Annotated in this window: 12 protein-coding genes; 8 read left to right on the top strand and 4 right to left on the bottom strand. The window is 65.1% G+C overall.

The annotated features are described in order from the left end of the window. The first annotated feature begins 238 nt into the window (after positions 1-238). Positions 239-2,374, top strand: coding sequence for a DUF2254 family protein (locus tag B3T59_RS14355; RefSeq protein ID WP_287003923.1), 2,136 nt, complete (start codon positions 239-241; stop codon positions 2,372-2,374). Here the strand turns inward: B3T59_RS14355 and B3T59_RS14350 are convergent. Both B3T59_RS14350 and B3T59_RS14345 read right to left on the bottom strand, forming a co-directional pair. Then, complete coding sequence (locus B3T59_RS14350; RefSeq protein ID WP_005206088.1) at positions 2,341-3,684, bottom strand: sensor histidine kinase; 1,344 nt, start codon at positions 3,682-3,684, stop codon at positions 2,341-2,343. The two genes, B3T59_RS14355 and B3T59_RS14350, sit on opposite strands and share 34 nt — an antisense overlap. Beyond that, entirely contained in the window at positions 3,681-4,319 is a 639-nt protein-coding gene (locus tag B3T59_RS14345; RefSeq protein WP_287003922.1) for a response regulator, read from the bottom strand. The genes B3T59_RS14350 and B3T59_RS14345 overlap by 4 nt, the downstream gene beginning before the upstream one ends. A 325-nt stretch (positions 4,320-4,644) precedes the next feature. Between B3T59_RS14345 and gltB the strand changes: the two genes are divergently transcribed. Both gltB and B3T59_RS14335 read left to right on the top strand, forming a co-directional pair. Beyond that, positions 4,645-9,228: a glutamate synthase large subunit gene (gene gltB / locus B3T59_RS14340; protein ID WP_287003921.1), complete on the top strand. Its 4,584-nt coding sequence runs from the start codon at positions 4,645-4,647 to the stop codon at positions 9,226-9,228. Continuing rightward, positions 9,221-10,675, top strand: a complete 1,455-nt coding sequence (locus tag B3T59_RS14335) for a glutamate synthase subunit beta (RefSeq protein ID WP_267625642.1) — start codon at positions 9,221-9,223, stop codon at positions 10,673-10,675. Before gltB ends, B3T59_RS14335 begins: the two co-directional genes overlap by 8 nt. Before the next feature lie 78 nt (positions 10,676-10,753). On the opposite strand, the gene B3T59_RS14330 is transcribed toward B3T59_RS14335, so the two are convergent. Beyond that, entirely contained in the window at positions 10,754-11,188 is a 435-nt protein-coding gene (locus B3T59_RS14330; RefSeq protein ID WP_267625641.1) for an SRPBCC family protein, read from the bottom strand. Between the two features lie 178 nt (positions 11,189-11,366). Here B3T59_RS14330 and B3T59_RS14325 point away from each other — a divergent pair, with 178 nt between their 5' ends. Both B3T59_RS14325 and B3T59_RS14320 read left to right on the top strand, forming a co-directional pair. After that, complete coding sequence (locus B3T59_RS14325) at positions 11,367-12,230, top strand: cutinase family protein (protein WP_267625640.1); 864 nt, start codon at positions 11,367-11,369, stop codon at positions 12,228-12,230. Positions 12,231-12,360: 130 nt separating this feature from the next. Continuing rightward, entirely contained in the window at positions 12,361-12,516 is a 156-nt protein-coding gene (locus tag B3T59_RS14320; RefSeq protein WP_267625639.1) for a hypothetical protein, read from the top strand. A 12-nt stretch (positions 12,517-12,528) separates the two neighbouring features. Here the strand turns inward: B3T59_RS14320 and B3T59_RS14315 are convergent, their stop codons facing one another. Further along, positions 12,529-12,753, bottom strand: a complete 225-nt coding sequence (locus B3T59_RS14315; protein ID WP_267625638.1) for an RNA-binding S4 domain-containing protein — start codon at positions 12,751-12,753, stop codon at positions 12,529-12,531. A 67-nt stretch (positions 12,754-12,820) separates the two neighbouring features. Here B3T59_RS14315 and lysX point away from each other — a divergent pair, with 67 nt between their 5' ends. Genes lysX through rraA form a run of 3 tightly spaced genes read left to right on the top strand, consistent with a single transcriptional unit; the run spans position 12,821 to position 17,677 of the window. Then, the gene (gene lysX / locus B3T59_RS14310; protein WP_267625637.1) at positions 12,821-16,231 is read left to right on the top strand and encodes a bifunctional lysylphosphatidylglycerol synthetase/lysine--tRNA ligase LysX; all 3,411 of its coding nucleotides are present in this window, start codon (positions 12,821-12,823) and stop codon (positions 16,229-16,231) included. Between the two features lie 3 nt (positions 16,232-16,234). Then, the gene (locus tag B3T59_RS14305) at positions 16,235-17,122 is read left to right on the top strand and encodes an alpha/beta fold hydrolase (RefSeq protein ID WP_267625636.1); all 888 of its coding nucleotides are present in this window, start codon (positions 16,235-16,237) and stop codon (positions 17,120-17,122) included. A 60-nt stretch (positions 17,123-17,182) separates the two neighbouring features. Beyond that, positions 17,183-17,677 (top strand): ribonuclease E activity regulator RraA, encoded by a 495-nt coding sequence (gene rraA / locus B3T59_RS14300; protein ID WP_267625635.1) that lies wholly within the window; start codon positions 17,183-17,185, stop codon positions 17,675-17,677. The last annotated feature ends 4 nt before the right edge of the window (positions 17,678-17,681 follow it).

Genomic DNA, 17,681 nt, shown 5'->3' with positions numbered 1-17,681 from the left:
CACGAGCAGCATCTCGCCCGCTCAGCCGTCGACTCCAACCGGTAGCGACACCGTCACACCAGCGAGCCACGCCGCCGCGTGACCTGCCCCGATACGACCCACTCGGATACGACGACGAGGTCCGCGACCACACCGGTTGCGGGCCTCGTCGTCGTTGCTGATCTGGCCGTTTTACCGACTGCCCACCGGTAGGCTCACTCCATCGATACGGTGCGCGCGCCCGGCCGAGGGCACTGAGATGACCTGGTTCCACAACTCGATCGTGGAGGCCGGTCGTCTTCCCCTGTTCTTGTTCTTGATTGCATTCATTGCGACGTTCGTCTTCATCCGGATCAGCGTTCGCCTGATTCGTGCGGGAGTGCGCTGGTGGCCGGGAAATGTAGCGCCAGGCGGACTCCACCTGCACCACGAGTTCTTCGGCGTGATCGTCATGGTGCTCTCGGGATTCGGTCTTGTCGCGATCTCTCGCTTCGACACCCCGATCGCAGACTGCGTGCTCGCGGCTCTCTTCGGAATCGGCTGTGCCCTTGTCCTCGACGAGTTCGCGCTCATCCTGCATCTGCGAGACGTGTACTGGGAGAAGGAGGGTCGGGCATCGGTCGACGCCGTGTTCGTCGCCATCGCGATCGGCGTGTTGTTCCTCATGGGTTTTCGCCCGCTCGACCTGACCTCAGCGGCCGATGAGTTCCGCGATGATCCGACCGTGCCGGCACGGATCGTCGTCGTTCTCGGCATCGTGGTGAACGTCGTGTTGGCGGCGATCACCCTCGCCAAGGGCAAGCTGTGGACCGGACTGGTCGGTATGTTCTTTCCGGTCCTGTTGGTGGTCGGCGCGATTCGTATTGCGCGACCTGCGTCGCCGTGGGCGCGGTGGTTCTACCGCAGCCGAGAAGGCAAGTACGACAAAGCGGTACGACGCGAACAACGGCTTCGGGAACCGCTCATTCGGTGGAAGATTGTCGTGCAGGAAACGCTCGCGGGCCGATTCGGCGTCCCAGACCTGCCGCCGGACCCGATGCCTGAGGCAGTTGCGGCGGTTCCGGGTGGCGTCGCACTTCCGAGTAGGGCCGCGACGGCCGTGCGTTGGCGGCGGGTGCGACGTCGGCTGCGTGTGGTCCCCACCTGGCGGCTGCCGGTGATCCTCGTGCTGCTCGCCATCATCGCGGCCCTGTTGTGCATCACGATCGACGAGAACATCGGCCTCGACGTCGACTCGGGAACCCTGGCGACCGTGCTTGGCGTGATCGCCGGGGCCACAGCCACTTTGACAGGTCTGGTCTTCACCGCGGTGACACTCGCGATGCAGTTCGGGGCGTCGCAGATCTCGGTCCGCGTCATCCCCATGCTGCAGCGCGAGCCGGTGATGCGCTGGTCTGTCGGCTTCTTCCTTGCCACATTCGTGTTCAGCGTGATGGTGGCGATGGATCTCGCTTTGACCGGTCCCGACGACGGAACCCCGGGCGCCTCGACGGCGATTGCGGCCTTCCTGACGGTGGTGTCGGCGATCCTGTTCGTCGCGTTGGTCAGTAAGGTCGGCGCGGTTCTCAACGTTGCGCAGTTGATGCGGTGGATCGCTGCGGACGGTCGTGCGTCGATCCGTCGGCTGTACCCGGAGGAGTCGCTCCAGACCCAGTTGCCGAGCGTGGCGCCCGCTCCCGACACCACACTCGGCGAAGAGCCACGCCATGTGATCATGTTGCGAGAGATAGGTTCTCGAGGGCGGGTGCTGCTCGCGGTGAACGTGCCGATGCTGGAACGTTACGCGGCGGCATGGGGTGTGAGATTCGATCTGCTGGTGATGGTCGGCGACAACGTGCCGCACAACGTCGGCGTGATCGCGGTGGTCGGCACGCCGCGGGGCGGGCCGGTGCCAGAGCACAAAGTATTGCGGTGCTTGCTCTTCGGCGACATGCATCAGCCGTCGGTGAGTCCTGTTGCCGCGCTGCAGGCCATTTCGGATATCGCCCTCAAGGCGATCTCGACTGCTGGCAATGATCCGAGCACGGTGGTGTTGGCGCTCGACCACATCGAGGACATGCTGCTGATGCTCGCGCCGCGGGTCCACGCCGACGCGGTTCGACGCTCACGCGCTGTGCGCGGCTATCGACGTACGTGGGCGGACTATGTCGCGATCGGTACCGATGAGATCCGCAGGCACAGTCACGGCCAGGCTCAGGTGCATCGGCGATTGCGCGCGCTCTACGAAACCGTTGCGTCACAGTGCGGCGCGGATCAACAGCCGCCGATCGTCGAACGTCTTGCGGCACTGGACGAGCAGGTCGCGCTCGATTGGCCGATAGGCCTCGACCGTCGGCTCGCGCAGCGTCCGGACCGGCAGGGTTACGGCTCCGAGAGAGGGTCGACGTTCGACTGAGCACGCGCTCCGACGTCGACCACCGGAACCTCGGCGATCGCGGCGGTCCCACCGCCGGGACGTCGGGTGACGGTCAACGAGCCGCCCTGCTGCTCGAGGCGCACCCGACGCGAGACGAGTCCGATGTGTCCCTCGGCGACGCGACGATCGAGCGTCGACTCGTCGACGCCGCGCCCGTCGTCGACAACAATCACACGGGCTGTGCCGTCGTCGAATTCGACTGACAGTTCGACGGTATGGGCGTCGGCATGTTTGACCACGTTGGTCAGCAGCTCGCGTGCGGTTGCGAACAGCATGGGATCGGACGTGGTGCGCAGATCGCTCGGCCAGCCGACGGTGTCCACCGAGATCGTCAGCGGGGCACGCTGTTCGACCGAGGCCGCGAGATCGGTGACCGCCGCGGCGAGTCCTCCCTGTTCGAGCACGGCGGGATGGAGTTCACCCAACGTCGAGCGCAGTAGCCTCGACGCCTCGCGCAGCGCTGTGTCGACCCGTGCGAGAGCGTCGGGATCGGTGCCGTCGCGCGCCGCATCGAGTTCCTGCCGCGCGCCGAGAACGTACTGCAACGCGCCGTCGTGGAGGTGCTCGGCGAGGTCGCGACGCTCGCGTTCCTCGATGCGGACGGTCTCGTCGAGAAGTCGAGCACGTTGTGCCGCAAGAGATCCGATCGTCGACACCCGTGAACGCTGAACGGTCGAGAGCATTACGCTGCCCAATGCGAGGATCGCGACGACAAGCGTGCGCATCGCGATGAGCGACCACGGTTCGCCGTTGGGGACACGGGCCAGAGCGCTCGCGAGGAAGTAGACGACGACGGTCGGGATCACCACGAGCGCACAGACTCTGGGGCGCAGTTGCGTCGCGGCGATCATCGGGATGGCGACGAATCCGTTGACGAGTACGTCCGAGGTCCAACTGACCTGATCGGAACGACTCGCCACGACGATCAGGACGACGAGGACCGCGAGGTCGACAAACAAAGCGAGCCAGGCGAATCGGATCATTCCTACCCGTATTCGGGAGGCCGCCAGCACACCTGCGAGACACCAGACGGCGTAGAGCACCGCGACCACGATGCAGAACGCGGCACCGTCGGCGGGTGGATCGAGGAGCACGGTCGCCAGCACGAAGACGGAGAGCAACATGCGCAGCACGACCTGCACTCGGACACCGAGCAGTGCGTGATCGATCAGGATCTCGGAGATGCGCGGCTCGTCGATCAGCTCCGTCAGGCCGAGCTGCGGCGCCTGGCCATCCGGGTTGCCCGAGCGTCCATAGCTCAGGCGTCTGAACAGTGAGGGTCGAGTCATTCGAGAAGTCCGCGACGCATCGCCTCGGCGACGGCAGCAGCGCGGTCGGACACGCCGAGCTTCTCGTACAGGTGTTGTGCATGCGTTTTGACCGTCGACGCCCCGATGAAGAGCTCGCCCGCGACCTGCGGGATCGACAGGCCGCGGGCGAAGCCTTCGAGCACCTGGCGTTCACGCTCACTGAGCGCCGGGCCGTCGTTGCGCGCGTGCGACCTGATCTCACCGACGAGCCCGGCAGCCAACTCCGCGGGGACCACCGTCTCGCCCTTGGCAACCCGCGTGACGGCTCCGACGATCTCGTCGCGGCTCGACTCCTTGCTCAGATCCCCCGCCGCACCCTTCTCCAGCGCAGCGAAGACGATGGGCGCGTCGGTGACAGCGGAGAGAACAAGGACCCGCGTCCGCAGTCCGTCCCTGGTGACCGCGTGCGCGACGTCGACTCCGGTCAGCCCCGGCATCTGATAGTCGACGACGGCCACATCCGGCAGCTCACCGCGAATGAGTTCGAGGCCCGACGGGCCGTCACCTGCCTCACCCACCACGCGTACGCGGCCACTCTGGGTGAGTCCGCGGGAGATGCCATCCCGGAAGAACGGATGGTCGTCGATCACCACAGCAGTCACCAGCGATTCCACCGACTCAGGATAGGGGTTCGACGCCTTGTTCGTTGTGCGTAACCTGCGCAATCAGCGGCGATGTGGTAGCCGGATTTCAATACTGGGTACCCCCCGTGAGAAAATATTCGACAATGCTCATGAAGCAGTGGGGTGTCAGCGCGATCTCAGGGTCGGCACACCCCCGCCAGCAACGGCGCTGGCACGAGGCAGCCACCGAGTGATCACAGGATCAGCCCAGGTCAGCCCACGATGAGGGTGGATTCTGTTGGCTCGGTAGGACTGCTGTCAACGACGAAACGGGTGACAGCTCTGCGCAACGTCGCGCACCTAGTGAGGCGAATACATGAAGCACGCTCCAGGCCCCATTGGGCTCTATGACCCGGCCAACGAACACGACGCGTGCGGTGTTGCGTTTGTTGTCGACATGCATGGTCGTCGCAGCCGCGACATCGTGGACAAGGCGATCACCGCGCTGATCAACCTCGAGCATCGTGGTGCCGCGGGCGCAGAGCCGAACACCGGCGACGGTGCCGGAATCATGATCCAGGTCCCCGACCGCTTCCTGCGTGAGGTTGTCGACTTCGAACTGCCCGCCGAGGGCAGCTACGCGACCGGTATCGCCTTCCTGCCGCAGGGCTCGAACGACGCCGCGACCGCCGCCGAGGGCGTCGAGAAGATCATCGAGTCCGAAGGTCTGACCGTGCTCGGCTGGCGCGAGGTACCCACCAACGAGAACGGCCTCGGTGCGCTCGCGCGCGACGCGATGCCGACCTTCCGTCAGGTGTTCCTCGCCGGCGCGTCGGGCATGGAGCTCGAGCGCAAGGCATTCGTCGTGCGCAAGCGTGTTCAGCACGAGCTCGGCAACAAGGGTGCAGGCGCCGACGGCCCGGGCCGCGAGACCGTCTACTTCCCGAGCCTGTCGGGCACGACCTTCGTCTACAAGGGCATGCTCACCACCCCGCAGCTGCGGGAGTTCTACCTCGACCTGCAGGATTCGCGGGTGGAGAGCGCGCTGGGCCTCGTGCACTCGCGCTTCTCGACCAACACCTTCCCGTCGTGGCCGCTCGCGCATCCGTTCCGACGAGTCGCCCACAACGGTGAGATCAACACCGTCACCGGCAACGAGAACTGGATGCGTGCCCGTGAGGCACTGATCGACACGTCGCTGTTCGGCGACGGCGCAGCGCAGAAGATCTTCCCCGTGTGTACGCCCGGAGCGTCGGACACGGCACGCTTCGACGAGGTGCTCGAGATGCTGCACCTCGGGGGGCGCAGCCTGCCGCACGCGGTCCTGATGATGATCCCCGAGGCGTGGGAACGCCAGGAGGCGATGAAGCCGGAGCACCGCGCGTTCTACGAGTACCACGCGTCACTCATGGAGCCGTGGGACGGACCGGCGTCGGTGTGCTTCACCGACGGCACCGTCGTCGGCGCTGTGCTCGACCGAAACGGCCTGCGCCCCAGCCGAATCTGGGTCACCAAGGACGGCCTCGTCGTGATGGCCTCCGAGGTCGGCGTGCTCGACATCGACCAGGCCGACGTCGTGCAGAAGCTGCGCCTGCAGCCGGGCCGCATGTTCCTCGTCGACACCGAGGCCGGCCGCATCGTCGACGACGAGGAGATCAAGGACGAACTCGCCGCCGAGCATCCGTACGCGGAGTGGCTCGAGAAGGGCATCGTCCACATCGACCACGTCAAAGCGTTGCCGCACGAGCACATGTCCCACCACCGGGTAACGTTGCGGCAGTTGGTGTTCGGTTACACCACCGAGGAGCTCAACCTGCTGGTCGCGCCGATGGCGAAGACCGGCGCCGAAGCCATCGGCTCGATGGGTACCGATACCCCGATCGCGGTGTTGTCTGCGCGTCCGCGGATGTTGTTCGACTACTTCCAACAGCTCTTCGCGCAGGTGACCAACCCGCCGCTCGACGCGATCCGCGAGGAGATCGTCACCAGTATCGGCGGAACCATCGGGTCCGAAGCCGATCTGCTGCACCCGGGTCCCGAGTCGTGCCGCCAGATCGCGCTTCCCTCACCGGTGATCGACAACGACACCCTCGCCAAGTTGGTCCGGATCAACGAGGACGACTCGCTTCCCGACTTCCGCAGCATCCAGATCCACGGGCTCTACCCGGTGGCCGAGGGCGGTGCCGGGTTGCGTAAGTCGCTCGACGAGATCCGCGCGAAGGTCAGCGCCGCCATCGACGACGGCGTGAGCCTCGTCGTGCTCAGCGACCGAGAGTCCGACGAGACGCTCGCACCGATCCCGTCGTTGCTGCTGACGGCCGCGGTTCACCACCACCTGGTCCGCGAGCGCAAGCGCACACGCGTCGGCCTGATCGTCGAATCGGGAGATTGCCGCGAGGTCCACCATGTCGCCACGTTGGTGGGATTCGGTGCGGCAGCGGTCAATCCGTACATGGCGTTCGAATCGATCGAGGACATGGTCGAGCGCGGGGTGCTCGGCGACATCGACTTCGAGACCGCCCGCAACAACTACGTCAAGGCCGCGGGCAAGGGCGTGCTCAAGGTGATGAGCAAGATGGGCATCTCCACGGTGGCCTCGTACACCGGCGCGCAGCTCTTCCAGGTGATCGGTCTCGACCAGGACACCGTCGACGAGTTCTTCAGCGGGATGAACAGCCAGCTCGGAGGCGTCGGGCTCGACGAGATCGCCGCCGACGTCGCAACGCGACATGCCTTGGCGTTCAACGACCGTCCGTCCGAGCGCGCACACCGTGAGCTCCCGGTCGGTGGCGAGTACCAGTGGCGGCGCGAGGGTGAGTACCACCTGTTCAACCCGGATACCGTGTTCAAGCTTCAGCACGCAACGCGCACCGGTCAGTACAAGGTGTTCAAGGAGTACACCAAGATGGTCGACGATCAGTCGGCCCGAATGGCAACTCTGCGTGGACTGTTCGACTTCAACTTCGGCGATCGTGACCCGATCCCGATCGACAAGGTCGAGCCCGCGAGCGAGATCGTCAAGCGCTTCTCGACGGGCGCGATGAGCTTCGGTTCGATCTCGGCCGAGGCGCACGAGACCTTGGCGATCGCCATGAACCGACTCGGCGGACGGTCGAATTCCGGTGAGGGCGGCGAAGATCCGCGTCGTTTCCATCACGACGAGAACGGCGACTGGCGTCGCAGTGCGATCAAGCAGGTCGCGTCGGGACGCTTCGGTGTCACCTCGCACTACCTGAGCAACTGCACCGACATCCAGATCAAGATGGCGCAGGGTGCGAAACCCGGTGAGGGTGGCCAGCTTCCGCCGCACAAGGTGTACCCGTGGGTCGCCGAGGTTCGTGGTTCGACGCCGGGCGTCGGCCTCATCTCGCCGCCACCGCACCACGACATCTACTCGATCGAGGATCTCGCTCAGCTGATCCACGACCTGAAGAACGCCAATCCGCAAGCGCGCGTTCACGTCAAGCTCGTCAGTGAGCTCGGCGTCGGAACGGTCGCCGCGGGTGTGTCGAAGGCACACGCCGACGTCGTGCTGATCTCCGGACACGACGGCGGTACCGGTGCGTCGCCGCTGACGTCGTTGAAGCATGCCGGTGCCCCCTGGGAGATCGGTCTCGCCGAGACGCAGCAGACCTTGCTGCTCAACGGACTTCGCGATCGGATCTCGGTCCAGGTCGACGGTCAGCTCAAGACCGGCCGCGACGTGGTGATCGGTGCACTGCTCGGAGCCGAGGAGTTCGGCTTCGCGACGGCGCCTCTCGTCGTCTCCGGTTGCGTCATGATGCGCGTCTGCCATCTCGACACCTGCCCGGTCGGGGTCGCCACCCAGAATCCGCTGCTGCGTGAGCGTTTCACCGGCAAGCCGGAGTTCGTCGAGAACTTCTTCATGTTCATCGCAGAAGAGGTACGCGAGCTGCTCGCTCGCCTCGGGTTCCGCACGCTGCAGGAGGCCGTCGGCCACGTCGAGGCTCTCGACACGACAAAGGCACTCGCACACTGGAAGTCGTCGAAGGCGGGCAAGCTCGATCTGTCGCCGATTCTCTCGACGCCCGAATCGCCGTTCATGAACCAGGATCTGTACTGCTCCGGCGTGCAGGACCACGGTCTGGAGAAGGCGCTCGACCAGCAGCTCATCGCGCAGAGTCGTGAGGCGATCGATCACGGCACCAGGGTGTCGTTCACGTCGAAGATCACCAACGTGAACCGCACCGTCGGAACGATGCTCGGCCATGAGGTCACCAAGACGCATGGCGCGCAAGGGCTTCCCGAGGGAACGATCATCATCGACTTCGAGGGTTCTGCAGGCAATAGCTTCGGTGCGTTCGTGCCGAAGGGCATCACGCTTCGACTCGAAGGCGATGCCAACGACTTCGTCGGCAAGGGTCTCTCGGGTGGACGCATCGTGGTGCGCCCGCCGGCGAGTACGCCGGAAGGCTTTGTCGCAGAAGACAACATCATCGCCGGAAACGTGATCGGCTTCGGTGCCACCAAGGGAAAGATCTTCCTGCGCGGCGTCGTCGGCGAGCGTTTCTGCGTACGTAACTCCGGTGCTGTCGCGGTGGTCGAGGGCGTCGGCGATCACGGCTGCGAGTACATGACCGGTGGACGAGTGGTGGTGCTCGGCGACACCGGACGCAACTTCGCGGCCGGTATGTCGGGCGGCATCGCCTACGTGTACGACCCAGAGAACAAGCTGGGTACCAACCTGAACCCCGAACTCGTCGACCTCGAACCACTCGACGACGAAGACATCGAGTTCTTGTCCGGCATCATCGGTGAGCATCGTGGCGAGACGGCGTCGCCGGTCGCTGCGGCGATTCTCGCCGATTGGGAGAACACCCAGCAGGCGTTCGCCAAGGTCATGCCACGCGATTTCAAGCGCGTGCTGGCCGCGATCGACGCCGCAGAGAAGTCCGGACGAGACGTGAACGAAGCGATCATGGAGGCCGCACGTGGCTGACCCCAGAGGATTCCTCAAGCACACCGAGCGTGAACTGCCCGAGCGGCGGCCGGTCGACCTGCGGTTGATGGACTGGAAAGAGGTCTACAACGACTTCGACAAGTCGGAGTTGCAGACCCAGGCCAGCCGCTGCATGGACTGCGGTATCCCGTTCTGCCACAACGGTTGTCCGCTGGGCAACCTCATCCCGGAGTGGAACGACCTGGTCTACCGGGATCAGTGGAAAGAAGGCATCGAGCGCCTGCACGCGACCAACAACTTCCCGGAGTTCACGGGGCGTCTGTGCCCAGCGCCGTGCGAGGCGTCGTGCGTGCTCGGTATCAATCAGCCCGCGGTGACCATCAAGCAGGTCGAGGTGGAGCTGATCGACAATGCCTTCGACAGCGGCTGGGTGCAGCCCGTACTGCCCAGCGAGCGCACCGGCAAGTCGGTTGCGGTTGTCGGTTCGGGTCCCGCGGGACTCGCTGCGGCGCAACAGCTCACGCGTGCGGGCCACACGGTTTACGTGTACGAGCGCGCCGATCGTATCGGCGGACTGCTGCGCTACGGCATCCCCGAGTTCAAGATGGAGAAGCGCCATATCGACCGTCGTCTCGAGCAGATGAGGGCCGAGGGCACTGTCTTCCGTACCGGTGTCAACGTCGGCGTCGACATCACCGTCGCGCAGCTTCGTCAGGACTTCGACGCTGTTGTGCTCGCGATGGGTTCGACAATCGGTCGCGATCTGCCGATTCCGGGCCGCGAGCTCGACGGTATCCACCAGGCGATGGAGTTCTTGCCGCAGGCCAACCGAATTCAGCTCGGCGACACCGTCGACGGGCAGATCAGTGCCAAGGGCAAGAAGGTCGTCATCATCGGCGGCGGCGACACCGGCGCCGACTGCCTCGGCACGTCGCTGCGTCAGGGCGCTGAGGTTGTGCACCAGTTCGAGATCATGCCCAAGCCGCCGACCGAGCGAGCCGAGTCGACCCCGTGGCCGACGTACCCGCTGATGTATCGCGTGTCGTCTGCCCACGAAGAGGGCGGCGAGCGGGTCTTCTCGGTCAACACCGAGCAGTTCACCGGCGAGAACGGCAAGGTCACCGCGCTCAAGGCCCACGAGGTTGCCATGCGTGACGGTCGATTCGAGAAGGTGGAGGGCTCAGACTTCGAGCTCGAATGCGATCTGGTGCTGTTGGCCATGGGCTTCGTCGGCCCTGAGCGTGTCGACCTGCTCGACAAGCTGGGCGTCGAATACGACCAGCGCGGCAACATCAAGCGCGACAACGACTTTGCTGCCGTCGGGCAGGAGGGCGTGTACGTCGCCGGTGACGCCGGGCGTGGACAGTCACTGATCGTGTGGGCCATCGCGGAGGGGCGCTCGGCTGCGGCCGCCGCGGATCGGTACCTCGCGGGGGCGTCGGATCTCCCCGCACCGATCGTGCCGACGCAGGTCGCGCAGCGCTGACCTGCCCCGCTGGGTGGTGATCTCGACCAGCGGGGACGGCTCGACCAGCGAAAGGCGCTCGACCGGCGGTTGAGGCGCTCAGAGCTTCTCGAGCACGCTCGTCATCTGGGTGGGCACCGAGTCGGCGAGGCGGCCGAAGATGAAGCTGAAGAGGGGTTCGCCGATCAGCTTGAAGCGGTGGAAGTCGACGAGCGCACGATAGGTGACGCTGGTCGTTCCGTCGCCGAGATCGGTGAACGAGAGGTCGTCGGACGTCGTCGCGGTCTTGTTGGAGCCGGAGAACACGACGTGGTCGGTGTCGTCGCGCGTCAGTTCGTAGGTCAGCTCGGTCGAGATCCCGTAGAGCTTCGACTTGTTGTGCCAACGCGTGCCGAGTGCGATCGGGGCGTCGTCCTCCTGCGTGCATTCCACTGTCCCCGGGTCCCATTCCTCGGCGTGGGAGAAGTCGCGCAGGTAGGCGACGATCACCTCACGCGGCTGTCGGACAGTGAAGGTGCGCGAGACGTCGACCACCGTGGGCCTCCTCATGTGCCGGATCACTCGGCTCTGTAGACAAACGTTCTTTAAGAGTTCGGTGAGACGACGCTGCCGGATGGGTGCATCCCTGCCTACACTCTGTGGGTTGGATCGCGGCGATCGTGTCGCGGATACGTGTTCGTGGAGGTACAGGTCAGTGCGCAGGCTTCTCGGGATGGCAGTTGCGGTGGCGTTGGCGGCGTGTGGCGTCGTGGTCGCATCGGCGGGCTCGGCGTCGGCCGCGCCGGGACCGTGCCCCAAGGTGTACGTGTTGGCAATACCCGGCACATGGTCTGACGGACCAGGTCTGCTCGGTTCCGTCACGTCGAATCTCGGGTCTGACACCAAGGTCTCCTATGTCGGCTATGACGCCACGGCGTTCCCGTGGGAGAGCGCCATCTACGGAAAGTCGAAGGCGCAGGCTGTAGCCAATACCAAGGGTCTCGCCCTGGGCATGCTCAAGCGATGCCCGGGCACCAAGATCGCGCTCACCGGTTACAGCCAGGGTGCCGACGCCGCGGGCGACGTCGCGTCGGAGATCGGTACCGGCCGTGAGAAGATCCGTCCGCAGCAGGTCGCGGGTGTCGTGCTGATCGCAGACCCTCGACGGTCGTCGAAAGACAACCTGGTCGGGCCGCCCCTATCCGGGCAGGGTAGCGGCGGGCCACGCCTTGACGGCATGGGCTACGTGCTGCCGCGCGCCTTCACCATTTGCGCGCCCAAGGATCTCTACTGCAACGTGCCGCGTGAGTACTACGTGACGCGCGTGATCGGCTACCTCGCGGAAACCAGTGATCCGACGCCCAGCCAGGTCGGCCAGTATCAGGCCGAGGCGGGGGCGATCGTCAACGAGATGCTGACCAGGGGCGGACCGGGCAACGTCGTCAACGAGCTGAGCAACGCTCGGGCGCGGCAGCAGATCATCGAGTTCAACCGGTTCTTGCAGTCGGGTTCGCACGGCGACTACGGACGTTTCGAGGTCAAACCGGGTGTGACGGCCGTGGCCTGGGCACATCAGTTTCTCGCCGGATTGGGCTGAACCGCGCGTCGGTCTCTGGCTGGTAACGAATCCTGTGTGACGATCGATACGAAGGGTGAGTTGCGCCGACACAGTCGGCAGTACAAGATAGTAAAGATCGAATCCGTTCTGACGCAGGAAACGTATCGTCATGAAGCTGGCAGCAACGTTCCAGACACCCCGTCGACACTCAATGCTGAGTGCCATCACCGGCGGCCGTATCGGCCGCCATCGTGAGGCGCCGCGATTCCCCGCAGAGGCCGAACGCCTCGTCACCGCGGCGGAGCTCAAGCGACTGACTGCGTGAGCAGGTCGCCGGTCACCCCGCGGTGACCCGCGCCGATGCGTCGCCCAGAGAGATCACGTCGCCGACTACCAACTGCCTACCTCTGCGTGTTTCCACATCGCCGTTGACCGTGACGAGACCGTCGGAGATGACCTCCTTCGCCTCGGCTCCGGACTCGATGAGGTTCGCCAATTTCAAGAACTGACCGAGCCTGATCCCGTCACCCCGTACAGGTACGTCGAATGCGTCGTCGTCCATGCCTGAGATACTGCCTGACCGGTGAAGGGTGCGCACCGTCGAATCCGGGGTGAACTACCTTTGATCCATGGCGGTCGAGTCCCCATCCCAGGCACTCTCAAGTGCACCCACAGATCCCGACGTCGCGCTGCAGCGATCAGGACGGGCGGAGGCGGATCGTCGTTCGGCCGATCTGCTCGAGCGCATCCGCCACCCCCGCGGATTCGGCAGCCACGCGCCGCGGATCGCTGGACTCGTCGTCGGAATCATGGCGACCATCGCATTGCTGTCGAGCATCTTCCCGTTCTTTCGGCACTGGATTCACGTTCCGCGCGACTACGTGGACGACTTCATCATGTCGATGCCCGACACGAGCTTCGCGTGGTCGTTTGTGTTGGCCCTCGTCGCCATCGCGCTGACGGCGCGCAAGCGCATCGCGTGGTGGATCTGTGTCATCTACCTGCTGCTGTTCATGGCTGGAAACGCGGTGCTGTTGTGGCAGCCGGTCGCCGACGACTTCGACGTCGACGACGCCGAGCGCATGAACATCGTGATCGGTCTCGGTATCGATCTCGTGGCCCTTATCTTCCTGCTCGTCACATATCGGCAGTTCTACACGCGGGTTCGACGTGCCGCCCTACTGCGCGCGCTCGTGGTGCTGGTGGTCGGACTTGCCGTGGCAACCGGCATCGGGTTCGCGCTGGTGTGGCTGTTCCCGGGCAGTCTGGAACGCTCCGAGCGTCTGCCCTACGCGTTCAATCGGGTCGTTGCGTTCGCCGCGATCGACCAGCGGACTTTCGACGGCCATCACGCGTATCCGCCGGTCAATGGCGCACTGGGCCTATTCGGTGCGCTCGCGCTGATCGTCGCGGCGTCGGTGCTCTTCCGATCGCAGCGGCTCAAGTCGCTGATGACGGCGACCGACGAACGACTGATCCGAGCGCTGATCACGCGATTCAACGACGACGACTCGTTGGCCTACTTCTCGACGCGACGCGACAAAGCGGTTGTCTTCTCGCGCGACGGACGCGCGGCGATCACCTACCGCGTCGAGCTGGGTGTCGGTATTGCCGGTGGAGATCCGATCGGCGATCCGGAGTCCTGGCCCGATGCGATCGCCGAGTTCCTGGTGCTGTGCGAACGCTACGGATGGCACCCCGCGGCGATGGGTTCCAGTGAACGAGGCGCGGCGGCATTCGAGGCTGCTGGTTTCACATCGCTCAACATCGGCGACGAGGCGATTCTGCACACGCGCCAGTACACGACCAGCGGGCCGACCATGAAGGGCGTGCGCCAGGCGGTGACACGAACCCGACGCGCAGGCGTCACCACCCGCATCCGCAGGCACCGCGACATACCGCCGACCGAGATGGCCGACGTGATCGCGCGGGCCGACGCCTGGCGCGACACCGAGGAGGAGCGCGGCTTCGCGATGGCGCTCTCGCGGATCGGCGATCCTGCAGACGGTGACTGCCTGCTGGTGGAGGCGGTCCTGAACGAGGGACAGCCCGACGAGAAGGTCGTCGGGATGCTGTCATTCGTTCCGTGGGGTAGGCGCGGGGTCTCGCTCGATCTGATGCGCCGCGACCGCAGCGGCATCAACGGCGTCGTGGAGACAATGGTCAGCGACCTGTGCCGCGACTCGGAGAACTTCGGAATCACCGAGATCTCGCTGAACTTCGCCACCTTCCGCGCCGTGTTCGAGAAGGGGCAGGAGATCGGCGCCGGCCCTGTCATGCGCGGGAGCTACGCCGTGCTGATGTTCGGCTCCAAGTTCTTCCAGATGGAGTCGCTCTACCGGTCCAACGCCAAATACCTTCCCGACTGGCAGCCTCGATTCCTCTGCTTCGAGGACACCCGAATCCTCGCGCGAGCGGGTCTGGCGGCTGTCGTCACCGAGGGCTTCGTCAGGCTGCCGAGGTTCGGCCGCAAGCAGCAGTACACAGCGGGACAGCCGTCGATTCCCGCAGGTATCGATGTCGACGCGTTGATCGCAGAACTCGACGCCGAGGCGGAGGCCCAGAACGCCGTCGCGGCCCACCGTCCGGAGCAGGTCCGAGTGCGACTTGCCAAGCTGGACAGGATGATCGACGACGGCGTCGACCCTTACCCGCCCGCCGATCCGCCGTCGCACTCGATCGCCGAGGCCATTGCGGCGCCTGCGGGTACGCCGGTATCGATTGCCGGGCGCATCACGCGGCTGCGTGACTTCGGCAAGGTGGTGTTCGCCGACGTCCATGACTGGTCCGGGCAGGTGCAGATCCTGGTCGAAGCGTCGCGACTCGATTCCGGCTCAAGAGATTTCGCATCCGACGTCGACCTCGGTGATCTGGTCGAGGTTCACGGTGAGATGGGTACGAGCCGCAAGGGTGAGGTATCGGTGCTCGTGGACCGCTGGGCGATGATCGGAAAGTCGCTGCGTCCGCTACCGGACAAGTGGGCGGGCCTGACAGACCCGGAAGCCCGTGTGCGGCAACGCTACGTCGACCTCGCGATCAATCCGCGCTCGCGGCAGTTGCTTGCCACGCGGAGCGTCGTGGTCAAGTCGCTGCGTGACTTCCTTTCTGCCCGTGGCTATCTCGAAGTCGAAACACCGATTCTGCAGCAGATCCACGGTGGCGCGAACGCGACGCCGTTCACGACCCACATCAACGCCTACAACCTCGACCTCTACCTGCGCATCGCGCCGGAGTTGTACCTCAAGCGGTTGTGCGTCGGCGGCGTGGAGAAGGTGTTCGAGATCGGCAGGAACTTCCGCAACGAGGGCGTCGACTTCAGTCACAATCCGGAGTTCACGAGCCTGGAAGCCTATGAGGCGCACAGTGATTACCTGAAGATGCTCGATCTGACGCGCGAGATGATCCAGTTCGCGGCCACCGCCGCCTACGGTGAGCCGGTGATCGTGCGCTACGACGACGAGGGTAACGAGCAGCGCATCGACATCTCCGGGCAGTGGCCGGTGAAGACCGTCTACGGGGTGGTATCGGAGGGTGCCGGTGAGGAGATCACGCCGGAGACGTCGGTGGAACATCTCCGGGAGGTCTGCAGACGCCTCGACATCGCGTTCCGTCCGGACTGGGACGCGGGCGCGATAGTGCAGGAACTCTACGAGCATCTCGGTGAGGACCGCACCACCTTCCCGACGTTTTACACCGATTTCCCGACGTCGGTCTCGCCGCTCACGCGCGCGCATCGAAGCGAGCCGGGAGTGGCCGAGCGGTGGGATCTGGTGGCGTGGGGCGTCGAACTCGGTACCGCGTACACGGAGCTGACCGATCCGGTGGAGCAGCGTAAAAGGCTTACCGCGCAATCGGTTCTGGCTGCCGATGGCGATCCGGAGGCGATGGAGCTCGACGAAGACTTCCTGCAGGCACTCGAGTACGCGATGCCGCCGACCGGTGGTCTTGGCGTCGGCGTCGACCGCGTGGTCATGTTGATCACGGGTCAGTCGATTCGCGAATCGTTGGCATTCCCGCTGGCGAAACCGCAGGAGAGCTGAGCGGTGGCCGACGGTCGGCGCGAGGTCGATCGGCCGCCACCCGGGCAGATCGTCGACGTCGACGGCCAGCACATCCACGTCGTCGACGAGGGTGTCGGCCGCCCACTGCTGCTGATGGCCGCGATGGGGAGCAACTGGTTCGATCTCGACCACCTCGCCGCACGACTCGTCGAGCGTGGTTGGCGGGTGATTCGATTTGATCGCCCGGGATATGGCCTGTCCGAACAACTTCCGCGAGGTCGGGTGTTGACCCTGTCGCTCGAGGTCTCGTGGATGGCGGGCGTCCTCGATGCGCTGCGGGTCACGGAGCCTGTGACCGTCGTCGGACATTCGGTTGCCTCGCTGTATGTCGAGGCTTTCGCGCGAGTGCATCCGTCGCGCACTGCCGCGGTTGCGATGCTCGACGGCTCGTATGTACTCCTGTCGTGGCGGGTGGTACCGCTCGGTGTGCGAGTCGACAACGCGCACAGGATGATCGACACGGCGAGAGGAGTCACGGAGCGGTTTCGCTTTCCGCGGCGCGGATTCTCGCGAGTACGGACCGTGGTGCTACCCAGGCCCCCGGAAGGGTTCTACGATCACGAGCACTACTGGGCGGCGAGGGTCTTCGGTAACTGGCCGATGCTGCTCGCCACGATGGTGGAGAACGCGGCTTTCCCCGCGATCAACGCGTCGCTGCGTCGCATGCGCAAGAGTCATCCGATGCCCCGGGTTCCGGTGATCGTGGTCGCCGCGCTTTCCGGGCCGAAGGCGTGGCAGAGCTTCTGGCTGTGGAAGCAGGCCCGCTACGCGCGCATGCTCGGTGGTCGGCTGGTGCCGATCGTCTCGCGCCACTTCGTCGTGTTGGAGGTTCCCGACGAGATCGCGGACGCGATCGATGAGTTGCGCTGATCGAGAGTGCGCTTCTTACCGCACGGTAACCTGAGGTACCCATGACCGCGAGTCACACCTATGCTGTACGTCATGGCAGAGCTGACTTTCACTCCCACGGCCGACCTCGTCGACGAGATCGGTGCAGACGTCCGTAGTTGCGATCTCCAGTTCACCCAGTACGGCGGGGTCCGTGAGTTCGTCGGAACAGTGACGACGGTCCGCTGCTTTCAGGACAACGCCCTGCTCAAGTCGATCCTCGGGGAGTCGAACCCCGGCGGAGTGCTGGTCATCGACGGCGATGCATCGGTGCACACGGCGTTGGTCGGCGACATCATCGCTGAGCTGGGCCGGTCGAACGGCTGGGTCGGGATCATCGCGAACGGCGCGATCCGCGACGCCAAGACCATCGGTGGGATGGAGATCGGCGTGAAGGCGCTCGGCACCAATCCCCGCAAATCCACCAAGACCGGAGCAGGTGAGCGCGACGTACCGCTGACGCTGGGTGGAGTCACGTTCGCGCCCGGCGACACCGTGTACTCCGACGACGACGGCATCGTCCTCGTCACTCCCTGACCTT

This window comes from Gordonia sp. UBA7860, from assembly GCF_002500165.1.
Lineage (GTDB): Bacteria > Actinomycetota > Actinomycetes > Mycobacteriales > Mycobacteriaceae > Gordonia > Gordonia sputi.
This window is presented reverse-complemented; position numbering and strand designations above follow the sequence as displayed.